This window comes from Pseudomonas sp. H1h (assembly GCF_000633255.1).
GTDB lineage: Bacteria > Pseudomonadota > Gammaproteobacteria > Pseudomonadales > Pseudomonadaceae > Aquipseudomonas.
On the sequence record NZ_AYMJ01000011.1, the window covers coordinates 180,993 to 202,831 of the forward strand.

The following is a 21,839-nucleotide window of genomic DNA, read 5'->3' on the forward strand; positions in this document are numbered from 1 at the left end:
TTGAATGCCACACCGCTTTCGCGAGCAAGCCCGCTCCCACCCGGGTCCTGCGGTGAGTCACGATCAGCGTTTCTCTTCCAGGACCTTGTTCAGCTCAGCCCCGTCGATACTCAGCGTCGCCGTGTTGAGCATGCCGTCCAGATACGCCTGGGCGATCTGCTCCTGACGCTGGGCACGCAAGGCCTGGGTCAGTTGGTCACGCAATTCGTCGAGGGTCGCGGTGCGCGCCGGTTGCTGTTCGGTGAGTTTGATCACGTGGAATCCGGCGGCGCTCTGCAGCGGCTCGGACACCGCGCCGACCTTGAGCCGCGCCACCGCGCCACGTACCTGCGGCACCAACTGCTGCAACGGTTGCAACCCGGTGTCGCCGCCGCGCTCGGCGGTCAGCCGGTCCTGCGAATACTGGCTCGCCAGCGCAGCAAAATCCCCCGGCGTGGCTTGAGCCTTTTTGCTCAGCTCCGTCGCCTGTTTGCGCACTGCTTCGAGGTTCTGCGAGTCATTCACGGCGAGGAAAATCTGGCTCACCCGATACAACGCCGGGGTTTGCCATTCAGCCTTGCCGGCGTCGTAGGCCTGCTGCAGCTCGGCCGCACTCGGGTAGTCCGCCGGCACTTCGCTGACCGAGCGCAGGTAATCACGGAAGACAATTTGCTCGGTCGCCGCCCGGGTTTGCCGCACCACGTCCGGACGCTGCGCCCAGCCCTGGGCGTCGGCCTGTTCGAGCACGGCTTTCTCCGCCAGACGCGTGCGCAGCCAGCGCTCCAGCGCCTCACGGTTACCGCGCAGTTGCTCGCGAGTCGTTGGCGGGACGGTCGCCAGGAGCGCCTGCAATTCCTGCGGCGTCACCTGCTGATTGCCCAACCGCGCCACTGCCGGGCCGGCAGCAACCGCCGCCAAAGGCGACGATTGCTGCGCGGCGACCGGGTCTGTACCCGGTCGCAGCACCAGCGCCACGGCTACCACCAACAGCGCCACTGCCCCGGCGCCGATCACCATGGCAGGCTTTTTCACAGCGCGACTTCCTCTTGCTCGGCGACGGCGACTTTGGCTGTCGAGGTTTGCGCGGCCTGGCTGAAATCACGCAGATAAACGATGAACTCCTGCAACAGGCGATCCCACAATTCGAGGTTGCCACGCAGGTGATCGTTGCTCACGCCCGCCGCGACCACCACGTCCATTTCCATCACCAGAAACTCGCCCTGCAACGACAACCGCGCAAACCGGCGGCTGGCGTTCCACTGTTCGGCCACACCCTGTGGCAACTCACCTTGCACCCGCAGCGCGCAACTGAAGGTGAAATCGACGTAGCTGCCCTGCTCCACCGCCGTGTTGCCGAAACGCACGGCATAACCGATGCCCTGGCTGGCGCTGAGCAATTGCACGATACCGTTCTGTTCGGTCTGGTTGACGCGATAACCGGCGGCCTGCAGGACTTCAGTCAGGGATTGTGGCGATACGTGAGTGATCAATTGAGTCATTGTTTCATCCTTGTTTATCAGTCTTTTAAATCAGTGTGCGAGCGCGGCTTGCGGCGCGTCGAATTGAGTCTTGTAAAGCTCGTCACCGAACCCCTGAGCCAGTTCATCGAACTTGACCCGGGCGCTGCCCGCAAAGGGCTGGCGGATCTTCATCACCTCGGCCACATCGATGTTTTCGTAGGCGGTGAGGATCTGCTTGGCGACGCCGTACATTTGCTGATTCTTGACTGAACATTGCTGCACTTGTGTGTCACGTTCAGCCAATTGCGCCTGAAGCTTAGACCGTTCTGCCTCTTTGGCACGGGCCATGACCAACAACTCGTCGTAGGCCTTCTTGAACTTGCCGACCTGCTCGTTACTCGCCGCGACTTGCGCCTGGGCCTGGCTGTGCAGATTCTGCTGCTGGTCGGCCAACTGCTCGGCAACGCCTTTGGCCTTGGCCAGCTCGGCGGTCAATTGCTTGATCTGCGCCTGCGCGGCCTTGGCCTCGTTCTGAGCCGCCAGTTGCGCGGCGCTGGCCTGGGCCTGCTGGCTTTGCAGGGCCTGCAATTGCTGGGTGGTGCTGCGCAACTGGGTGCGCAGACGCTCCTCCATGCCTTCGGCACTGGCCCCTTGAGCAACGAAGAAACTCAGCCCCAACAGTAAAACTCGTGCGTGCATGACCGTACTCCCGGCGCCTTAGAAGCGCGTGTTGATCTCAAGCTGCAAGACGTCGATATCAAACGGCGCGCCGTACACCGTCTCGGTACTCATCCAGCGGCCGGTGGCATAGACGTTCTTCGCCAGACCGTAGTTGCCACCGAGGAAATAGCCCTTGGCGTTGGTGCCGCCGAGGTGGAACGACGAATCGTTGAAGCCGTCAGGCAAGGCGTCCGGCTGGATGTACTTGTAGCCGGCGAACAGATTCCAGTCGCCCTGTCGTTTCAGGTCCAGCGCGTTGCCGAGGGTGAACTGCACCATCCACGCATTGGCGCCGCTTTCGATATCGCCGCTGCTGTTGAGGTTGTTGACGATCTGCCCCTCGGAGCGCTTGCGCATGTCGCCTTCGTCGTAACCGAGGTTGTGGATGTAGTTACCCTGGCTACGCAATTTGAAGTCCTGCGGCAGATCGGCGTCCCACACCAGATTCAGGTCAAGCAGGTTGAACTCCGACGCCAGACCGACGAATTGCGGTTGCGGTGTGGTCGTAGGGTTGGCCGGGTTTGGCGTGATGTCACGCAGCAGGAACACGCTGTTGCCCTTCTGCATGAATGCCACCCGCGAGCCGTCGGTGTCGCAGCCAGGGGCGCCGGCCCACGGTGCGCAAGGGCTGGAGCGCTGGCCCTGAATGTCGTCGAAACGGTAGTAGGCCAAGGCCCCCTTGAGACGGTTGTTGCTGTTGATCGCCCACTTGGCGCCGATCTGCGCGCCGTACAGCCACTTGTTGTCGCTTTCTTCCTTGTCGAAGCCGTTGCTGGTGCTGGTGTCGTTGGTGTAGTCCACCGGGAACGCGCCGACGGTGCCGAACACACCCCAGTCGCGGTTAAGTTTGTGGTCGAAAATCGCTGCCACGCCGTCGAAATTGAGGTCGTTGGAATACAGCATGTCGGTGGACATGAACGGGTTGGCAAAGCGGCCACCGGTCACCGTCAACTCATCCGTCGGCTTCCAGTTCAGGTAACCCTGATCGAGCCAGATGTCTTTCTTGGCGAAACCACCGCCCAGGCTCTGGGTGGTCGACACCGGGTTGTTGTCGGAGCCGGTGCCAAGGCGAATGCCGGCGGTCCATTGCGGCGCAATCTCGGCCTTCATGCCCAGACGTGCGCGAATGCGAAATTGATTGGTGCGGTCTTCGCGGGTGTTGAGCAACGGCGGCAGATTGGTGCTGCTGTTGGGGTTCACATCGTACGGGCCGTTGTTGTTGAGCTTGGCAAAGTCGACGATCTCGTTGCTGTTACTGTCCGAGTAGTAGCGCGATTCGTCACGCAGACGGATGTCGCCATCGAAGCTGATGCGCGAGGTCCACTCCGGGAAGGTGTTGGGCGCGGCCCAGTTTTCCTGCTTGGCGGTGGCCATGACTTCGGCCTTGACCTGATCGCGGATCTGATCGCGCACGGCGGCCGGCACGTACTGCACGCGCACATCGCCCGGTGCGGCCACCGGGCCTGCTGCCACCGCTGTGGAGGCTGCCGCCTGTTTGGCCTGGGCGGCTTCGTTCTGTGCCTGGGCGATCAGCGCGTCGGCCTTGTCCTGTTTCAAAATGCCCTGCTCGACCAGCAAGCGGATCAGATTGATCGTGGCGTTCTCCGAAGGCGCGGGCGCTGCCGCGGCCTGACCGACCAGGGTCGCGATGACCATGCCGATCGCCAGGGACAATCGATTCACATTGGAAATCATCTGCACACAACTCCTTTTGGCAAAGCTTGAATGCTTGGCAATAAATAGGTTCGGTTAACCCGGACGCCGCCCTTGCAGGGACAGGCGCACGGGCAAAGTCATGGAGGCCGGTGGCCGTTCGCTCAGGTGCGGCGCATTGCGCAGCGCCGCCAGCACCTGGGTGTCGATTTCGGGGTTGCCGCTGGACTTGATCAGCTCGACGCGGGTGATCTCGCCGACACTGCTCAGCCACACATCGGCCTGCAGCGAAAACGCGAGGTTGCGCAGGTCCGGGTTCTCGCGCAGCAGCTTCTGAAACGTGAACGCGAGGAACTGGCTGTAGGTGCCGGTGCCCAGCCGCCCGCCCCCGGCACCGGCCATGCCACCGCCCTTGCCCGCACCGATGTTGAACGCGTCGCTGCCGCTCTGGGCATCGCCGTCCATTTGCATCGGGTTGGCCAGATCGTCGGCAGGCGATGGCGGTGCTTGCTCTTCGGGCTTGACCTCTTGCGGCTCGGGCGTCGGCTCGGGCTCGACGATTTTCTCTTCCACTGGAGTTTCCGGCTCCGGCGGTTTCTCCGGGGGCGGCGGCGGTGGTGGTGGCAACGGAATGATCGTCGGCACCCTCGGTGCTTCACGGCGGATGCCGCTCATGTCGTTGGCCCACTGCCACAGGAACCACGCGGCGAGCGCACCGATGACCAGCCCCACGCCCCACTTCGCATAACGCAGCGCAGGCGTTTTAACCGGTAACGGCTCGATCGGGAGTTGTGCGGTCATGACTCAGCCCTGACTCGGTTTGCCGGTCACCAGACCGACCTGGGACAGTTCGAGCCGGCGCAGCAGATCCAGCACTTCGATGACCTTCTGGTACTGCACCGTGGCGTCGCCGCGCACGATCACCGGGAAGTCCGGGTTCTGCGCTTTCTCGATGCGCAGGCGTTCTTCCAGCTCGGCGAGCGTCACCGGATAGGCATCGAGGAACACCTGGCCGCCGTCATTGACCGAAATCGCCTTGGTCTTGGCTTCCGACAGTGAAACCGCAGCACTGGCCTTGGGCAGGTTGATCTGAATCCCCGAAACCTGCGCGGTGGCAGTAAGGATGAACATCACCAACACCACCATCAGCACGTCGACCAGCGGGGTGATGTTGATGCTGTCCACCGCTGCATCTTCGTCATCGTCGTGGGAGGCATTTACAGACGCCATGTCAGTGCTCCTCAGGCCGGTACGGAGTGGTTGGCATGATGGCCGCGCGGGTGCGACGCCTCACTGATCTGGCTCTCGCCATGTAACTCCGCCAGACGGGTGATGAATTCATCGACGAACACGCGCATGTCGGCGCTGACCTCCTTGTTGCGGGTGATCAGGCGGTTGTAGCCAAACAGCGCCGGGATCGCGACGAACAGGCCCATGGCGGTGGCGAGCAACGCAGCGGCCATGCCCGGGGCGATGGCGTTGATGTTGACGTCGCCGGCCATTGCGGTGCCGAGGAACACCACCATGATCCCCAGCACGGTCCCGAGCAGGCCGATGTACGGGCCGCCGGCGATGGCGTTGGACAGGGTCGAGAGTTTCGAGCTGAGCGCCTGGTTCTCGCGGGTTCGCACACCGTCCATCGAGCAGCGGATGGCTTCGATGGTTGCGGCGGACACCGAGGAGGTATCGGCGCCCTGCTCGCGACGGGTGCGGATCTCCTTGACCGCCACCGAGTACAGGCGCCACAGCGGCGAATGCTGCAGGCGCTGGGCCAGTTGCGCGTCGTCGGCGAACATTTCCAGGCGTGTGCCGACCTTGGCGAACTGTACGCGGAAGTCTTCGTTGGCCGCCGTGACGCGGCTCAGAGTGCGGTTCTTGCGCAGCATGATGATCCACGACTGGAACATCATCAGCACCAGCACGGCGATAATCACCCAGGCGTCCACCGGCACCGCGTTGAGCAGAAAACCGAGGCTGCCGAAACCGAAACCGGACTGTTCTTCGTCGACGCCGTAGGCCACCAGTTTCGACTCGGCGCCTTGCGAGCTCGCGTCAGCCAGCAACAGCGGCGCCGGGCGAGCGACTTTCGACAGGCGCAGTTCGTCGATGGCGCCCACGAACGGTTGGTAAGGCCCTTCGTGCAGATCGGCGCCAATGGCCATGACCGAATTGAACGCCGGCATGGCCTGGGCCAGAGCCGCACCTTCACGACCGTTGAGGTAGAGCGTCACTTTCGAGCCTTCGGCGGTCACCGCGACGTGCTGCCATTGGCCAGGATTCAGCGGTTGAGTGGCGACGGCGCGCTGGCCGTCGATCTCCACGAACGGCACGCCCTGATTCACACCGATCAGCAGGCTGTTGGTGCCTTCGCGGCGGGCCAGGATCAATTGCTCGCCATTGGCCTGATCCAGTCGCAGCCAGGCACTGAAGGTGAATGCGCTGCCGGCGTTGTGCTGCAGCGACGCACTGGCCGGCAGCAGCAATGGCTGACCGCTGAACTGCAAGGCGCGCCCTACTACGCCGTCAATCGCGGCGCCGGTCGCGCTCTGCGCGGTGTTGCCGTAAGCAGTGGTGTCTTTCGCCGGGGTGCCAGTGTCGCCCTCGAAGTGATAAAGCGCGGTGTAATTCGGATCGAATGTCAGTTGGCCGTTGCCGGTGGCCGGCGCTTTCTGGTTGCCGTAGTACATCCAGATGTCCTGGCGCTGGCCGCCCTCGACATTCGGCACGTCGACCCAGATCAGCGCCATGCCCATCAGCGCGTCGAAGCTTTCGATCTGGTGGTTGAGCACGGTCTTGTCGTCGGCGGCAACGAAGCGCAGGTCCGAGCCGTCTTCTTTCACGCCATCAAACGTGAAGTTGCCAGTGTGCAGGCGCACCAGCAGCGCGGTGCGGCCCAGCGCCTGATTGATTCCGGCGCCCTGCGGCGTGGTATCGACGGCGATCTGTTTGCGGTAGTGCCAGTCGTCCTGCCACCAGGCCTGAGCCGTGGCCGGGAGCACGAAGCCCAGGCAGATCAACAACGAAAGAATGAGGCGCTGCATGAACGTGCTCCTTTAGAAAGTGGCTTGAAGGTTGAAGTGCAGGCGCGATTCCTGTTTCGAGGTATTCGGCCCTTCGAGTAGCGGATAGCCCCAGTCGAGGCTGCCGGACAGCCATTTGCTGAGGCTGGCGCGGGTGCCCAGGCCGACGCTGGCCAAGGCGTAACTGGCGTCCTGGTCCGGAAGTTCGTCGCGCAGATACAGTTGCGCGCCTTCGGCAAAGGCGTAGAAACGCCATTCCTGCATCCAGTTGCCGGCGTACTTGGCGAGCGACGGTGTGCGCAGCTCCTGGCTCAGCAGCACGCCGTCATCAGCGGTGCGCTCAGCCGCCAGGTAGCCGCGCACCGAGGTCGCGCCGCCGGCGGAGAATTGTTCGTTGGAAACCAGTGGCCCCGACGCCAACTGGAACGCGCCTTTGCTCGCGCTCTGCCAATCGTTGTCGAAGGTCCAGGTGAAGTTGCTGTCGCCTTTGAGCACGGCGAAACTCGGCTTGGCGCGGTAGCGTTTGTAGTCGAATTCTTCGTCGGAGCTGCCGTAGCCAAAAAGGCTGCGCGTGGCCGCCACCAGACTCAGGCCGAGGCCCAGCTGGCTTTTTTCGGTGTAGCGAAAGCCGTTGTAGGCGAAGGTGAACGGCGCGTATTTGAGCGGCACCTTGTCGCTCTCGCCGGACAGGGTCAGGCGCTCGTCGAAGTTCTTGAAGTCGATGCCCGCCGACAGCGAGTTCGACCAACTGCCGCTGGACGGCAGCGTGTAGATCGCCGACACGCCGTAGGAATGGCCCTTGCCCAACACGTTGCTGCCGCCGATGGTGGCGACGTTACTGTCGGACTGGTAACCAGAAAACTGCACGCTCCAGCGATCGGTCAGTGGCGCGGTGTAGGACCCCGACCAGACCTTGGCGTTGTCGGTGTCCTGCGGCGCGGTGAAGTACGTCAGGTTGATGCTGTGGCCAAGCTGCCAGAGGTTGTTGTAGCCGAGGCTGGTCACGGCGCGCAGTTTTTCGGTGTCGGCGCTGTAGTCGTTGTTGAGGCCGACACTGGCACTCCACGGGTTCTGGTCTTCGACCTGCAAATCCACGTCCATGGTGCCGGGGCGCTGACCTTCACGCACCAGCGGCATGACCTGACGGCCCGGGGTCTTGTTCAGTTGCGCCAGCTCGCCCTGGACCTTGGCGAAGTCCGGCACCTGGCCTTCCTTCAGCGCCGGCACGTTGTCGCGAATGTCCAGCGGCGAATAGTGTTTGGCGCCGACCACACGCACCCGGCCAACCTTGGTTTCGCTGACTTGCAGGTAGACGATGCCATCCGCCACCGCTTGCTCCGGCAGTTCGACGAACACCGATTGGTAGCCGCGCTCCTGGTAGGCCTTCTGCAACGCATCACGGGCGCCTTCAATATCGCTCATGCCCTTTTGCGGGCCGAGAAACGGGTACACCGCCTCTTCAATCGCCCGGGCGTCGAGCACCGTGTTGCCGCGCACGAAGTATTCATTGACGTCCACCAGGCGCTGCGGCGCGGCGTTTTCGGCAGCCTCGTCGGCGAACGCCGGATGAGCGCCGGCCGTCACCAGCAGCCAGCCCCACAGCGCCAGCCGTGACGTGAAAATCTGATCCACACTACCCCCTGAATTCGCGATGTCCTGTTGGCGCAGCTGCGCGCCTTGTGTGTTGCGTCAATGGCTGGTGCGGCTAATTGCTGACGTGCGAAGCACCGCTGTGCTTGCCGAGCCAGGTGTGCAGCAGCGCGAAGTTCAAGGAGAACTCGGGCATTTGCAGCAAGGCTCCGCAGAACACTTCGCCGATGATTTTTTGAATGAGCAGCACCGCACGGGGCTCATTGAGCAGTGTGGCGATGTCGCGACTGAGGACGTTGAAGCTCCAGACTTTCTGGTTCAGGCCGAGGCCGACGAACCAGCGGAACAGCAGGTTGTAATTGAGCTGTTCATACAGTTGCTGCTCGCTGGGCACCGAATACAGCAGCTGCAGGAGCAGGATGTGCATGACCGTTTGCGCGGGGATCAGCATGCCGGGCTCGGCATTGAGGTCGTGCAGAAGGCCTTGGTGGGCATCGAGCATGTCGTCGATCTGCGGGCGCAGCAACACCAGCGAATGGCCCGGCGGAATGTAGCTGGAGACCTCTTTCAAGGCGCCCTGCCAATCATCCTGCGACACGATCCAGACCCACGGCGCACCGTAGCGATACACCGAAACCGGCTTCTTGCGCGCCGCTTCGACGATCTTCGACAGGCGCTGATCAAGCTCCTGCATGCCCACTTTCGAGTAGCGTTCCATAGTCCCCATTGCCTCACTCCCGGCGTCCCGCCTCGGCTTGTGAAAAGCGCCCTGTTGGGCCCCTCAAGCGCGTTACATAGGCATGACCGGACTGGCTATGTGCTACCGAACTTTTGTCATGAAAGCTTCATTAATGAATTGGAGGAGAACCTGCAGGCGTAAAAAAACCGTGGGATCGAGCCTGTTCGCTCCCACGGTGTTAGCTGACGCAGAGAAACGCGGAGAATCAGTTTTTCAGATCAAACGCGCCATTGGTGATGCTCAGTTTTTTTGGCCCTTGTGGATCACTGTCAGCGTCGGCGCTCATTTCAAGGTTGAATGTGCCACTGATTGCCACCACGCCAGCCTCAATGGTGGCCTTCAGAGAACCAGACGTAGCGGTATATTTGAAATTGAAATCATCATTCCGGGAAATATATTTAATCACGGGCAGTTGCTCATCTTTGAACGTTTTTGTTCCATCAAACTTCTCGATATCCATTGAAAACCAACCGCCAGACTTGGCACCAATACGCTGGATTGCAACCACTTTAAACAGGTTGCCAACTTCGCTGAGCGTGAGCTCACTGGCCTTAAAATTCCCAAGCTCACTGGCTTCAAAGCTAAATTTACCGGTAGTCGCCATTTTCATTACCTATCCATAAAAGGAGTCTATGAAGAACGCCTAAAGGTAATGCTCTCCCCTTCAACGACGACGCCATGAGGCCGATTATTGCGCGCACCAGAAACGCGCCGTCTACTGTCAAACCTGACAGTGGACAGGTTCTGATATCGGTAACACGCGCTGTGATTCGGCCGTCAGCTGTACACAGGCCAGGTGTCGACGATTCTGCCGTCGCGCACCGCCAGCAGATCACCGAACTGCAGCAGCACCGCCTCGGTCTGGGTCGGGCGCAGGAATACTTGATCCTCAACGGTCAAACCCACGGCATTCGAGCCGTTGACCATCTCTTGATTGGAGCTGCGGCCATAGACGCTGTTGCTCTGCAAACCGGGCGGCGATTCGAACTCGGCCATCCAGTTGCCGCCGTAAATGAAGAAAGTCTGGCGCTGGTTGGTGTCCCACCATGAGAACAGCCTGGATTTATCGTCGAGCGCCGGGATGTTCACCGCACCGGTGCTTTTCAATACTGGCGTGGCGATGTAAACCGCGGGCTCATGTTCGACCAGCGACGGCAAATCATAGTGCGTCGGTTTGAGCATCGCCGTGCCCACCGAAACCTCGGTGCTGAGTTTCTCGTTTTCGTGGATGCGGTAGCTCGGACTGCCAGCGGTGTTCAGGCACAGGCCGTCATGCCAAAGCGCCGGAAACTGCTGGCGGGTGAAGTCCACACAACGCTGGTAAATCACCATCACCTTGGCGAACAGCTCTTCAGGCGAGCCGAGAATCCCCGGCACACCCATGCCCACGAACGGGTCGTAGCCCATGAACCCGGCGAACTGCAGATGCTGCGCATTGGCGCTGATCAGCGTGAGCATCTGCCCCAACACCTTCACATCACTGACCCCGCCACGATGCAAGCCGACATCCAGTTCGATGTTGATGCGCATCCGTGTGCCCAGCCCCTGTGCCAACGCGAGGTATTGCTGCAAGCGTTCCGGCCCGTCCAGCAGCCATTGCAGTTGTCTGGAAGGATCGAATGGGCCTTTGTGGATTTGATAGAACAGCTCGGCCGAACGCACCGGCAACGGCTTGCCGAGCAGGATGTCGGACTGGGGAAATGTGACCGCATCGTGGTTGAGAAACGGCTGGTGAAAGGACATGAGTTTTTGCGTTCCGGCCCGTTGCGCGATGTAGTTCAAGAGGCCCGGTGATGGCAGGGATTTTTCCACCAGCCGCAGTTGCTTGCCGCCGCGTCTGACCGACTGCATCACCACGTCGATGTTGTGGTCCAGGCGATCCAGATCAATCAGCAACACCGGACGCATCGGGCCGTTGTCCTTCAGTTCTTTATTCAGCGCGCGGTAATACTCGCTGTACGGCCCGCCACGATCACCCGGTCGCAGCCAGGCCCCCACACCCACCAGCAAAGCGCCGAAACCCAGCGTGCCGAGCAGAAAATTGCGTCGGTTGACCGCCATCAGCTCACCCCCAGAATCGACGACAGATGTGCGTTGAGAAACCTTCCGCTCGGATCAAGCGCCTGACGCACCTCGACGAACTCGCGCCAGCGCGGGTACAACGGCTGCAAGGTTCGCGCGTTGAGCGTATGCAACTTGCCCCAGTGCGGGCGGCCGTTGTACTTCCAGAAGATCGGCTCGACCGCCGCAAAGAAGTTGTGATGATCCATCTGGTAATGCTGGTGCACCGAGATCGAACAGCTGTCGCGCCCCTCGAACATGCTCAGCGCAATGTCGTCGGCCTTGACGTAGCGGTACTCGATGGGAAACCAGGTGCGCAGGTCCTTGTCCTGGATCAGCTTGAGGATTTCACGCAGGCAGGCCGGGCCGTGCTCAGCAGGCACCGAGTATTCCATCTCGTTGAAACGCACGGTGCGCACGTTGGCGTAGATGTCGAACGAGTCGCCCACCCGATCATCGAAACTCGCCAGATAGCGCAGACTGTTGAGCAGCGTGCGACGCAGGTCGGGGAAGTCGCTGCCGTACTTGTCGATCTTCTCGATCAGGGTCACGAACTCGTTACCACCCTCCTCTTCAGGTGGAATCGGCGGCGTGGCCGGGTCGCTGGTTTCGTTGAGGGCGATGGACAACGCGTAATCGGAATGGGTGACCACCAGCATTTCCCAGTGCTGGTTCTCGCGGGTGTTCTTGTCGAGGTCTTCCAGCAATTCTTCGGTCTTGGCGATCCACTGACGTTCGCGCAGGCGATAGGCCGGACGGTTTTGCAGGCGGATTTTCGTCGCCACACCCAATGCGCCAAGCGACACCCGCGCAGCATTGAACACCTCAGGATGGCGTTGGCTGTCGCAGTCCAGCACGTCGCCACTGGCCGTCACCAACTGCATGCCGCAGACATGCGCCGAGTACGACTGAAAGGTTTTGCCGGTGCCATGGGTCGAAGTGGCAATCGCCCCGGCGAGGGTCTGGTAATCGATGTCGGCCATGTTCTGCAATGCCTGCCCGATGTCCTTCAACGGCAGGCCCATACGCGACATCGGCGTGCCCGCGGCAAATTCGGCCTGCAGGGCTTTCGGGTCGTGATCCAGCAGGCCGGTGAAATAACTCAGCGACAACAGCGTACCGTCGGTGGGCACCAGCGCACTGAAAGAATGCGCCGAGCCGACCGGACGGATCTTGCCCTGAGCCTGGCGAATCGCCGAGGTCAATTCATCGAGATTTTTCGGTGCCAGCCGCGCTGCCGGCAGGCAACTCTGCCCGCCCGACCAGTTACGCCAGGGGATCAATCGCGGGGCGCGCATCAACTGCCCCAGTGCGGGGTTGGCCGCCAGCGCACTGAACGCACCGACGATACTTGCCCGTTGCAACAACTGACGCCGGGTCAGATCCATGGTCATGCGCGCGCTCTTATTGTGGGAGGGGCTGGTCGGCCATGAAGCCGATCAGTTGCAGGAATTGTTCTTCGGTGCACTCGACGCACTGGCCCATCGGCGGCATGCCGTTGTAGCCATTTATCGCATGGTCAAGCAGCGTGTCGACACCTTGCTGAATGCGTGGCGCCCAGGCTTTGCGATCACCGGTGAGCGGCGCGTTGGCCGCTGGGTTGGCGTGGCACAGCTGGCAGCTGTTGGTGTAGATCTGCGCCAGCGCCGGGTCCTGGGGAATGGCAGTGTTGTGGGTGGCCGGGGGTTTGGGCTCCTCGCCGCAACCGGGCAGCACCATGGCCAGTGCCAGCAATAAAGAGAGTCGGATGGCCCGCATAACAATCCTCGCGTGAGTGCCGCTTATTGTTGTGATCACACCTTAAGGCAGCGACGTCAGCGGGTTGAGGGCATTGCAGGACAACGAAGGGGGCTTCGTGGGCCAGCCGCTCGCACACTGGATCGGTGGCGCACGCAAAACGTGTGTTCACCGCGATTGACACTGTGGGAGCGGGCTTGCTCGCGAAGAGGCTTCCAGTCAACAACTGCATTGAATGACCCAGCGCACTCGCGAGCACACCGCCACGCCCACGATAGATGTCGCGTGCCTCTTAGAGCTCTGTTCTGCGCCTTGCGTGACATTCGCGTGACATTGGCGGGTTTAAATTTCGGCGTATTCAGGCGTATAACCTGTAAAGACTTTTTGATTGGTATGCGGACATCAACACGGGGTAGCGACATGACCACAGCAAACATCCTTGGCAATCTGTTCCCTTCTGTCAGCGACATCCCGGAAAAATACCGTCTGGACGGTCAGGTCGAGCAACGCGAATACTTAGTTGATGGCCAACTGCGGCGCTGGGACGGCCCGCTCGCCCAAGTGCGCAGCCCGGTCTATCTGCATGGTGAAAATGGCGACGAACAGGTGATCCTCGGCAGCACGCCGCTGCTCGACGCCGACACTGCCCTCACCGCTCTCGACGCCGCTGTACGGGCATACGACCGTGGTCAGGGCCTGTGGCCGACCATGCGCGTGGCCGAACGCATCCAGCACGTCGAAGCTTTCCTGGGGCGCATGCGCCAACAGCGCGATGCAGTGGTGAAGCTGCTGATGTGGGAGATTGGCAAGAACCTCAAGGACTCGGAAAAAGAGTTCGATCGCACCTGCGACTACATCGTCGACACCATCAATGCCCTGAAAGAACTCGACCGCCGCTCCAGCCGATTCGAACTGGAACAGGACACCCTCGGCCAGATCCGCCGCGTACCGCTCGGCGTGGCGCTGTGCATGGGTCCTTACAACTATCCGTTGAACGAAACCTTCACCACGCTGATTCCGGCACTGATCATGGGCAACACCGTGGTGTTCAAACCGGCCAAGCTTGGCGTGCTACTGATCCGTCCGCTGCTCGAAGCATTCCGTGACAGCTTCCCCACCGGTGTGATCAACGTGATCTACGGCAGCGGCCGCGAGACCGTCAGTGCGCTGATGGCCAGCGGCAAGATCGACATCTTCGCCTTCATCGGCACCAACAAGGCCGCCAGCGACCTGAAGAAACTGCACCCCAAACCGCACCGTCTGCGCGCGGCACTGGGCCTGGATGCGAAGAACCCCGGGATCGTGCTGCCGGAAGTCGATCTGGACAATGCGGTCAATGAAGCGGTGACCGGTTCGCTGTCGTTCAACGGCCAGCGCTGCACGGCACTGAAAATCCTCTTCGTGCATGAAGATGTGGTCGACAGCTTTATCGAGAAATTCAACGCCAAACTGGCCACGCTGAAACCGGGCATGCCGTGGGACAGTGGTGTGTCGCTGACGCCGCTGCCGGAATCGGGCAAGGTCGATTACCTGCACGGTCTGGTGGCCGACGCGCAGAGCAAGGGCGCAAAAGTAGTCAACCCGAATGGCGGCGAGAGCCGGGAGTCGTTCTTCTACCCGGCCGTGCTGTACCCGGTGACGCCACAGATGCGCGTGTACAACGAGGAGCAGTTCGGTCCGGTGGTGCCGATCGTGCCGTACCGTCATCTCGATACGGTGATCGATTACGTGCTGGAATCGGATTTCGGTCAGCAGTTGAGCCTGTTCGGCACCAACCCGGTGGCGATCGGTCGACTGGTTGATACGTTCGCCAACCAGGTCGGGCGGATCAACCTCAACGCCCAGTGCCAGCGCGGGCCGGACACTTACCCGTTCAACGGGCGCAAGAACTCCGCCGAGGGCACGTTGTCGGTACACGATGCCTTGCGGGTGTTTTCGATCCGCACGCTGGTGGCGACCAAGTTCCAGGACAGCAATAAGGATCTGATCAGCGAGATTATTCGCGGCCGCGATTCAAGCTTTCTGACCACCGACTACATTTTCTGACGAGGACATCGCACTGAGTACATTCAGCACCCACCGACTGCCACCGCTGTTGCGGCGAATCCTGCGTCCGTTGCTGGACCCGTATCGCCGTTACCAGCACGCCCGACTGATCCATGCGGTGCGGGTGGCACTGGGATTGCTGGCGACCATCCTGCTGACCACCGGCATCAACCTGCCCCACGGCGAGTGGGCCTCGGTGACCATGCTGGTGGTGATCGGCGGCCTGCAACACCACGGCAACATCGGCAAGAAAGCCGCCGAACGCGCCACCGGCACGCTGATCGGTGCCGGCGTCGGTCTGGTGCTGGTGGCGCAACAGGCGTGGCTGGGCCTGCCGTGGCTGACGTACTTTGCCATGGCGGTGGTGTGCGGGTTTTTCTCCTATCACGCGATCGGCAAGGGCGGTTACACCGCCCTGCTCTCGGCAATCACCGTGTTCATTGTCGCCGGGCATGGCGACAACCCGATTACTGACGGCTTGTGGCGCGGGGTCGATATCCTGATCGGTATTGCCCTGGCCCTGGCGTTTTCCTTCGCCCTGCCGCTGTACGCGGTGTATTCGTGGCGCTACAACCTGGCCGATGCCTTGCGCGACTGCGCCACGTTGTACGGGCGAATCATCAGCGGCCAACCGGTCAGCGCCGATGACCACCTGAAGCTGATGGGCCGGGTGACCTCGGTCATGGTGCAACTGCGTTCGCTGATGCCTTCGGTGTCCAAGGAAGTGAAGATTTCCATGACCGAACTGGATGCGATTCAACGCAACCTGCGCATGTGCGTCAGCACCCTGGAAATCCTCGGCAACACCCGACCGGATGCCAACGATCCCGACGCCATGGCCCATCTGCAATCGGCGCTGCGGGCCGAGCACCGCTTGATCCGGGTGCAACTGATCGGCATGGCGCGTGCCTTGAAATCCGGCGCGGCGCAACGTCTGGAGCGCCCGCTTGAACTGCCCGATGCCAGCCTCGACACACCGGTCTACAGCGCGCTGGACGGTTACCGTTTGCTGACCCGACAACTGGCGGCCAACATCGGTGAACTGCGCCAGCGTCTGGCAAAAACCGCGCCGCGCTGGAATATCTGAACGCTACTGGGTAGCCAGTGGGCGACGCTTCAGGCCCCAGCCCTGCTGCATGCCGGCGGCGGCCAGCAGAATCGCCGCCACACCGAGCCATTGCAGAGGCTGCAGGCGATGGCCGAAGGCGAACCAGTCGACGAAAATCGCCGCTATCGGGTAGATGAAGGACAGCGCACCGGTCAGGGCCGTCGGCAGTTTCTGGATTGCGCCGTACAGCAACACGTACATCAGGCCGGTGTGGACGATGCCCAACGTCACCAGGCTGGCCCACGCGCCAGTGGTTTGCGGCAGGCCATTGAAGTGCGCGAACGGCGCGAGCAGCAGCACCCCGGTGCAGACCTGAATCAGCGCGATCAGATGCGGCGGCGTGCCCGTCAGACGCTTGATGATCAGCGCCGCTATCGCGTAGAGCAGCGCCGCCCCCAGCGCCAGCGCAATCCCCAGCAGATAGTCGCCACCGCTCTCACCCTGCCCGCCATGGGCGCTGACGATCGCCAACATGCCGAGAAAGGAAATCGCCAGCCAGAACAGTTTCTGCGCAGTGATTTTTTCGCCGAGGAACAGCGCGGCCAGGCCCACCAGCATGAACGGCTGCACGTTGTAGACCGCCGTGCCGATGGCAATCGAGGCCCGCGAATACGAACCGAACAACAACACCCAGTTGCCGACAATCGCAACGCCGCTGAACACCGCCAACAGGAACGTGCTACGGGTCAGGATGCCTGGACGCAAGAAGCCGAACGCGGCGCAGATCAGCAGCAAGGTGCCGGAGCCGAATACGCAGCGCCAGAACACCACGTCCAGCACCGGTTGCCCGGACACCAGCACGAACCAACCGATGGTTCCGGAAATCAGCATGGCAGCGGTCATTTCGAACGAGCCGCGCCGGATTGTGTTGTCCATCATCGATCTCCCTTGGCATTTGACGAAAGCGTGGCAAAAGTATGCCAAGCCGACACTGCGCCTCTCCAGCGCAAAAAGCAGGCTAAACTCGGTTTCTGCCTTTTTTATCGCGGGTGGTTTCCTTCAAATGCCTAATTGCGGAGTTGCCTTATGACCGACGACATCGACCAGATCCTCATCAGCGCCTTGATGGAAGACTCGCGCCGCTCGCTCAAGGCGTTGGCGCAGATCAGCGGCCTGTCGTCGCCAAGCGTGGCCGAACGCCTGCGCCGATTGGAGGAACGTGGCGTGCTCAAGGGCTACACCGTCGAGATCGATCCCAAATGCTTCGGGTATCAATTGCAGGCCATCGTCCGGGTACGACCGCTGCCTGGGCAATTGCAGGAAGTGGAGCGGCAGATCCTGTCGATCCCGGAGTTCACCGAGTGCGACAAGGTCACGGGCGAAGACTGCTTCATCGCCCGTCTGCACGTGCGTTCGATGGAGCAACTGGACACCCTGCTCGACCGGCTCAATACGCTGGCCGAAACCAACACCGCGATCGTCAAGAAAACTCCGGTCAAACGCCGGTTACCGCCAATGGCATGAGTGTCTTTCGCGCCTGTTTGGCGTAGATTAAGGTTTTTCCGGCGAAGGACTGGCGGTGATGAAAATTCAGGCAGTGATGCTGGCGGCAATGGTGCTTACCGGCTGCGGGACGGTGCAGACGGTTGTGAGCAGTGATCACAAGACGGCAGAGCGACTCAGGAAAGAGAAAACCTACTGTGGCGCCGTCCCACGGATCTACAGTGGCGTGACGTATGATTTTTGCCTGATGAACGCCGAGCTGAAGGATGGCGTTGATGCATTCGACTACAAGAATGCCAATCCCGGCGTGCTGATCGATGCCGCAGCGTCCGGTGTACTCGACACCTTGCTCCTGCCCTACACCATCTACAAACAGCAGGTCGATGGCAGCATCGTGATCAATTGATCTCACTTGTACTGTTTCGCAGACAACAAAAAACCCGCCTAGGCGGGTTTCTTGTTGATTCAGCAGCAGCGATCAATCGTCGCGGCTCATGATGCCGAAGATCTGCAACAAGCTGATGAACAGGTTGTAGATCGATACATACAGGCTGATGGTCGCCATGATGTAGTTACGCTCGCCGCCCTGGATGATGGCGCTGGTCTGGAACAGGATGCACACCGAGGAGAACAGCACGAAACCTGCGCTGATCGCCAGTTGCAGACCACTGATCTGGAAGAACATGCTCGCCAGCGTCGCACCCAGCAGGACGAAGAAACCGGCGGTGATGAAGCCACCGAGGAAGCTCATGTCCTTGCGGGTGATCAGCACGTAGGCCGACAGACCGCCGAACACGAGCGCGGTCATCGCGAATGCCGAGCTGACCACTTCAGCGCCGCCCTGCATGCCCAGGTAACGGTTGAGGATCGGGCCGAGCAGGAAACCCATGAAACCGGTCAGCGCAAATGCAGACACCAGGCCCCAGGCCGAATCACGGAGTTTGTTGGTGAGGAAGAACAGCCCGTAGAAGCCGATCAGTACCACGAAAATGTTCGGGTAGCCGACACGCATCTGCTGGGCCACGAAAGCCATCACACCGCTGAAAGCGAGGGTGAGCGCCAGCAAGCCGTATGTGTTGCGCAGGACGCGGCTAACCTCTAGCTGCTCAGCCTGCACGCTGTTGTGAACTGCGTAATCCTGTTCGCGCATGGCGACACTCCTGTTGGTTTGAAACGTTCAGTCGCAAAGATCATAACAGACGCTCTGTAACAAGCCATGCACAGAGTTTGACAGTGTGTTTCATTCAGGTATTATGGCGCCCGCAACGCAACGGAGGTGTGGCCGAGTGGTTTAAGGCAACGGTCTTGAAAACCGTCGACTGTAACAGGTCCATGAGTTCGAATCCCATCGCCTCCGCCATCTTATGTACGACAAAGCCCTGATTATTCAGGGCTTTGTCGTTTCTGGGGCTCACGAAAATTTCCGCTTTTCAGAATGTGTTCCATAACTTTTGTGGACGCGTTCCATAACTCAAGCGGTTTCCCCCCTTTCCCCGGCGTCCTGCCGATCGTTAAATACTCTTCATGTAACATGGTGCTACGCTGGGCTCTTTCACGGAGGAACGCCTATGCCAAATTCCGACCTGCTCCCTTCCCTACTCTTCAAGATCAACGAAAACCAGCTCGCCCTCGAAGCCGCCATCATGGAACTGTCCAACTGGGTCGAGCAACGCGGATCGGCCGACGTAGCCGAGAACGTCCGCGGCGCACTCTGGACGATCGATAAGAACGAGGAGTTCATCAAAATGACCTTGGCGGTTTTGATGGCGCCCGACTGACAGCTCGTCGCCTACCGCTCGCCCGGGCACCGCGGCTCAATTACTGTGTATCCAAACAGTACAAAGCAAGGCGCCTTCGTGGAACCATCCGATATCGAAAACACCGACGACTGGCTCGGCTGCCCGACACCGCTCGAAACTTGCCGGCACCAGCTCGCCCTTTACGAAAATGAGTTCGAGGAACTGAACCTGCAACTGCGCCAAGCCAGAGAGCGCATATTCAAGCTGGTCGAGATGAACGATGAATTGTCTGCTGGCAAAGCCAAAGCAGAAGCCGCACTCAAGAAATCCTCCGCTGATGCTGCGCGACTCCAAAGCGAACGAGGAGAACTACTCGGACAAGTGAACAGCCTTCTGCGCGTGTCCGATCAGCGTGACCACCTCTTCCTTGAGAATCAGCGCCTACTGAGGGAAGCTCGCGAGAGGAACAGATGAAGGCTAGGCTCAGGGCTCACTTTGAGGAATCAGTCGATGTGCGGACGACTCTCCCAGTACAGCGGCATTCACGACTTCGTGGCGGCGCTGAGCATGCCGAATGCACTTGTCAACTCGACCGGGGATCAGCCCATCGAGCGGTATAACGCCGCGCCGACCACTCAACTTGTGCTCTTCCACCAGGACGGCCAGTTTCTGCACGCCGACATGATCCGGTGGGGATGGCGACCACACTGGGCCAAGGATCGCGCCGCGCCGATCAATGCCAGGGTCGAGAAAGTCGCCCATGGCCCGTTCTTCCGCGCGATCTGGCCGCACCGGGCGGTCATCGCGATCAACAACTGGTTCGAGTGGGTCGACGAAGGAGAACCGAAAAAGCAGCCCTACTTGATCAGGCATCGGGACCAGACGCCAATTCTCTGCGCCGCCATCGGCCAATACCCGAACGGGGAGCACGCGCCAAGCGAGCATGACGGCTTTGTGATCATCACCGCGGACAGTGCCGGCGGCATGGTCGATATTCACGATCGCCGGCCCGTGGTGCTAACCCCCGAGCTCGCACGGGAATGGTTGGACCCGGGCACCCCGAAAGAACGCGCCGAACAGATGGTGCTGCACCAAGGCGAGCCGAAAGAAACGTTCGAATGGTTCAAGGTTGACCGGGCCGTGGGGAACGTCCGGAACCAAGGCCCGGATCTGATCAAGCCGGTCGATTGATCAGCGCTTCGATAGAGTTTTAAGACGCTCCACCAGCGCGGCTTCAAAAATGATGTACAGCCTTTCAGCATCGCCGGCACGCAAAGCCCCGCCGGTTTCCAGTCCAAGCACGAAACCGTCCGCCCGTGCCCCTGCCTTCACAGCGATGATCATCGAGTCGGCCCGGACAATTTGCGCCAGCAGTCGATCTGCTTCCCGCTGCATTTTTTCGCTCAGCACTACGCCTTCCACATTCGCCACCTTTAACTTCAGCGTGACATCCAATACATAACCGCAACCACGACCGTGACCCAGGTGAGCGTTATCAAAAAAGAGAGTCCAGCCAGTCGCTTATCCATGCAGATCACATCAACATTCAAACAAGAATGATGGTTCACGACTGATTGTCTCGCAAGAATGGCTCGGTGCCATTAGCGCTGCAACTCCCGTACATAGTCTTGGCAGGCCTGCAGCGCGATCAGTCCGCGATCGCCGGTGTCGGTGATGGCGATAATTCGTTGAGCATGCGCCGGGTCAAGTCGGGCTCGTACGGCTGCATGATCCACGCCGCCGGCGCCGGCAGTGGCTGGCATACCACAGCCTTTGGCAGTGTCGGTTGCGTCGAGGAGGACTGACAGCCGCAAATCAGAAGTGGCAAGGCGATCGCGCAGGCGATCTTGGTCACGTTGGGCATCGGTCATTTTCCTGAAGTGGGTTTGCTCACTGGCCGCCAGCCGCTGCTCGAGCGCGAGACGCTTGCCCTGCTCGACCTGCTGCGCGGTGGTTGCGGCTTGGGTCAGTTCATTGAGGGTTTCGGCGTGCTGCCGCGCCTGCTCGGCCAGTTGGCGGCCGTAGCGCCAGTCCTGAAACTGCCAGGCGCTGCCGGCACCGAGCAGCACCAGCACAACCGCGCAGACCGTCTTCCAAGGAACGACCATCACGGTACATCCTTGAAGAAGACGTGCCCGCCCAATTTCAGGGTCTGCTTTGCCTTCGCCGCCCAGACAGGCGCCTTGATGCTGGTGGCGTAGTAATGAGTCGCGCCGCCGGTGGGATCTTGCACCTTACCGTCGATCACCTGGTCAGCAGCGATCCGACATTGCGCCAGCTCGCGGAATGGGATCTCCTTCACCCCGATCAGGAACTGATAGTTCGGGTCGGTCTTGTTCCAGCAACTGAACTGGTAAGACTTTTGGCACACGCCGGCGTAGCCCTCGCCCCACCACGAATTGGTCTTTCCGTCGAACACGCGATTACGGATCGCCCAGGCCACGGCGATCCGGCCGGCCGTGCCTTCGCCGCGCGCCTCTCCCCACAGCGTACGCGCCAGGACGTCGCGATCTTTCTCGGTTGCAGTCATCACTTTCTCCAGGC

The 21,839-nt window shown here is 60.8% G+C and carries 25 protein-coding genes and 1 tRNA gene; 8 read left to right on the forward strand and 18 right to left on the reverse strand.

Features of this window, described 5'->3' with window-relative positions:
* Positions 1–63: 63 nt before the first annotated feature.
* The 13 genes from U862_RS0108715 to U862_RS0108775 form a co-directional block, all read right to left on the reverse strand.
* Positions 64–1,011 carry a peptidylprolyl isomerase gene (locus U862_RS0108715; protein ID WP_025110043.1) on the reverse strand — a complete coding sequence of 316 codons (948 nt, stop codon included), beginning with the start codon at positions 1,009–1,011 and terminating at the stop codon, positions 64–66.
* The gene (locus U862_RS0108720; protein WP_025110044.1) at positions 1,008–1,478 is read right to left on the reverse strand and encodes a YbjN domain-containing protein; all 471 of its coding nucleotides are present in this window, start codon (positions 1,476–1,478) and stop codon (positions 1,008–1,010) included. Before U862_RS0108720 ends, U862_RS0108715 begins: the two co-directional genes overlap by 4 nt.
* A gap of 30 nt (positions 1,479–1,508) precedes the next feature.
* Positions 1,509–2,138 carry a hypothetical protein gene (locus U862_RS0108725; RefSeq protein ID WP_025110045.1) on the reverse strand — a complete coding sequence of 210 codons (630 nt, stop codon included), beginning with the start codon at positions 2,136–2,138 and terminating at the stop codon, positions 1,509–1,511.
* Positions 2,139–2,156: 18 nt separating this feature from the next.
* Positions 2,157–3,854 carry a putative porin gene (locus U862_RS0108730; protein ID WP_025110046.1) on the reverse strand — a complete coding sequence of 566 codons (1,698 nt, stop codon included), beginning with the start codon at positions 3,852–3,854 and terminating at the stop codon, positions 2,157–2,159.
* 54 nt (positions 3,855–3,908) lie between these two features.
* Entirely contained in the window at positions 3,909–4,613 is a 705-nt protein-coding gene (locus U862_RS0108735) for an energy transducer TonB (protein ID WP_025110047.1), read from the reverse strand.
* A 3-nt stretch (positions 4,614–4,616) separates the two neighbouring features.
* Positions 4,617–5,042: a biopolymer transporter ExbD gene (locus tag U862_RS0108740; RefSeq protein ID WP_025110048.1), complete on the reverse strand. Its 426-nt coding sequence runs from the start codon at positions 5,040–5,042 to the stop codon at positions 4,617–4,619.
* An 11-nt stretch (positions 5,043–5,053) separates the two neighbouring features.
* Positions 5,054–6,853 (reverse strand): DUF2341 domain-containing protein, encoded by a 1,800-nt coding sequence (locus U862_RS0108745; RefSeq protein WP_025110049.1) that lies wholly within the window; start codon positions 6,851–6,853, stop codon positions 5,054–5,056.
* 12 nt (positions 6,854–6,865) lie between these two features.
* Positions 6,866–8,464: a ShlB/FhaC/HecB family hemolysin secretion/activation protein gene (locus U862_RS0108750; RefSeq protein WP_025110050.1), complete on the reverse strand. Its 1,599-nt coding sequence runs from the start codon at positions 8,462–8,464 to the stop codon at positions 6,866–6,868.
* Positions 8,465–8,537: 73 nt separating this feature from the next.
* Positions 8,538–9,149, reverse strand: a complete 612-nt coding sequence (locus U862_RS0108755; RefSeq protein WP_025110051.1) for a transposase — start codon at positions 9,147–9,149, stop codon at positions 8,538–8,540.
* Positions 9,150–9,366: 217 nt separating this feature from the next.
* Positions 9,367–9,771, reverse strand: coding sequence for a hypothetical protein (locus U862_RS0108760; RefSeq protein WP_025110052.1), 405 nt, complete (start codon positions 9,769–9,771; stop codon positions 9,367–9,369).
* A 167-nt stretch (positions 9,772–9,938) separates the two neighbouring features.
* Positions 9,939–11,147: a DSD1 family PLP-dependent enzyme gene (locus tag U862_RS0108765; RefSeq protein WP_177327324.1), complete on the reverse strand. Its 1,209-nt coding sequence runs from the start codon at positions 11,145–11,147 to the stop codon at positions 9,939–9,941.
* A 74-nt stretch (positions 11,148–11,221) separates the two neighbouring features.
* Positions 11,222–12,550, reverse strand: a complete 1,329-nt coding sequence (locus U862_RS0108770; RefSeq protein WP_177327325.1) for a D-arabinono-1,4-lactone oxidase — start codon at positions 12,548–12,550, stop codon at positions 11,222–11,224.
* Between the two features lie 76 nt (positions 12,551–12,626).
* Complete coding sequence (locus U862_RS0108775; RefSeq protein ID WP_025110055.1) at positions 12,627–12,980, reverse strand: cytochrome c5 family protein; 354 nt, start codon at positions 12,978–12,980, stop codon at positions 12,627–12,629.
* Positions 12,981–13,379: 399 nt separating this feature from the next.
* Here U862_RS0108775 and U862_RS0108780 point away from each other — a divergent pair, with 399 nt between their 5' ends.
* Positions 13,380–15,005, forward strand: a complete 1,626-nt coding sequence (locus U862_RS0108780) for an NADP-dependent glyceraldehyde-3-phosphate dehydrogenase (RefSeq protein ID WP_025110056.1) — start codon at positions 13,380–13,382, stop codon at positions 15,003–15,005.
* A gap of 46 nt (positions 15,006–15,051) precedes the next feature.
* Positions 15,052–16,092, forward strand: coding sequence for an FUSC family protein (locus U862_RS0108785; protein WP_025110057.1), 1,041 nt, complete (start codon positions 15,052–15,054; stop codon positions 16,090–16,092).
* A 3-nt stretch (positions 16,093–16,095) separates the two neighbouring features.
* On the opposite strand, the gene U862_RS0108790 is transcribed toward U862_RS0108785, so the two are convergent.
* A complete protein-coding gene (locus tag U862_RS0108790; RefSeq protein WP_025110058.1) occupies positions 16,096–16,989 on the reverse strand; it encodes a DMT family transporter in 894 nt (297 codons plus the stop codon).
* 150 nt (positions 16,990–17,139) lie between these two features.
* Between U862_RS0108790 and U862_RS0108795 the strand changes: the two genes are divergently transcribed.
* Both U862_RS0108795 and U862_RS0108800 read left to right on the forward strand, forming a co-directional pair.
* Positions 17,140–17,577, forward strand: coding sequence for an Lrp/AsnC family transcriptional regulator (locus U862_RS0108795; RefSeq protein ID WP_007915449.1), 438 nt, complete (start codon positions 17,140–17,142; stop codon positions 17,575–17,577).
* A 58-nt stretch (positions 17,578–17,635) separates the two neighbouring features.
* Positions 17,636–17,962, forward strand: a complete 327-nt coding sequence (locus U862_RS0108800; protein ID WP_025110059.1) for a YceK/YidQ family lipoprotein — start codon at positions 17,636–17,638, stop codon at positions 17,960–17,962.
* A gap of 72 nt (positions 17,963–18,034) precedes the next feature.
* Here the strand turns inward: U862_RS0108800 and U862_RS0108805 are convergent, their stop codons facing one another.
* Entirely contained in the window at positions 18,035–18,706 is a 672-nt protein-coding gene (locus tag U862_RS0108805) for a Bax inhibitor-1/YccA family protein (RefSeq protein ID WP_025110060.1), read from the reverse strand.
* A 122-nt stretch (positions 18,707–18,828) separates the two neighbouring features.
* Here U862_RS0108805 and U862_RS0108810 point away from each other — a divergent pair.
* From U862_RS0108810 to U862_RS0108825, 4 genes are all read left to right on the forward strand, one after another.
* Positions 18,829–18,916 (forward strand) — tRNA-Ser (locus tag U862_RS0108810).
* A gap of 208 nt (positions 18,917–19,124) precedes the next feature.
* Positions 19,125–19,334 (forward strand): hypothetical protein, encoded by a 210-nt coding sequence (locus tag U862_RS0108815; RefSeq protein WP_025110061.1) that lies wholly within the window; start codon positions 19,125–19,127, stop codon positions 19,332–19,334.
* A gap of 78 nt (positions 19,335–19,412) precedes the next feature.
* Positions 19,413–19,769, forward strand: coding sequence for a hypothetical protein (locus U862_RS0108820; protein WP_025110062.1), 357 nt, complete (start codon positions 19,413–19,415; stop codon positions 19,767–19,769).
* Positions 19,770–19,805: 36 nt separating this feature from the next.
* The gene (locus tag U862_RS0108825; protein WP_025110063.1) at positions 19,806–20,486 is read left to right on the forward strand and encodes an SOS response-associated peptidase family protein; all 681 of its coding nucleotides are present in this window, start codon (positions 19,806–19,808) and stop codon (positions 20,484–20,486) included.
* Here U862_RS0108825 and U862_RS0108830 read toward each other — a convergent pair whose 3' ends face one another.
* The 3 genes from U862_RS0108830 to U862_RS0108840 all read right to left on the reverse strand — a co-directional run bounded on the left by U862_RS0108830 (position 20,487) and on the right by U862_RS0108840 (position 21,825).
* The gene (locus U862_RS0108830; protein WP_025110064.1) at positions 20,487–20,717 is read right to left on the reverse strand and encodes a hypothetical protein; all 231 of its coding nucleotides are present in this window, start codon (positions 20,715–20,717) and stop codon (positions 20,487–20,489) included.
* Positions 20,718–20,896: 179 nt separating this feature from the next.
* Positions 20,897–21,403, reverse strand: coding sequence for a lysis system i-spanin subunit Rz (locus U862_RS0108835; RefSeq protein WP_029977534.1), 507 nt, complete (start codon positions 21,401–21,403; stop codon positions 20,897–20,899).
* Positions 21,403–21,825, reverse strand: coding sequence for a cell wall hydrolase (locus U862_RS0108840; protein ID WP_029977536.1), 423 nt, complete (start codon positions 21,823–21,825; stop codon positions 21,403–21,405). Before U862_RS0108840 ends, U862_RS0108835 begins: the two co-directional genes overlap by 1 nt.
* Positions 21,826–21,839 lie beyond the last annotated feature (14 nt).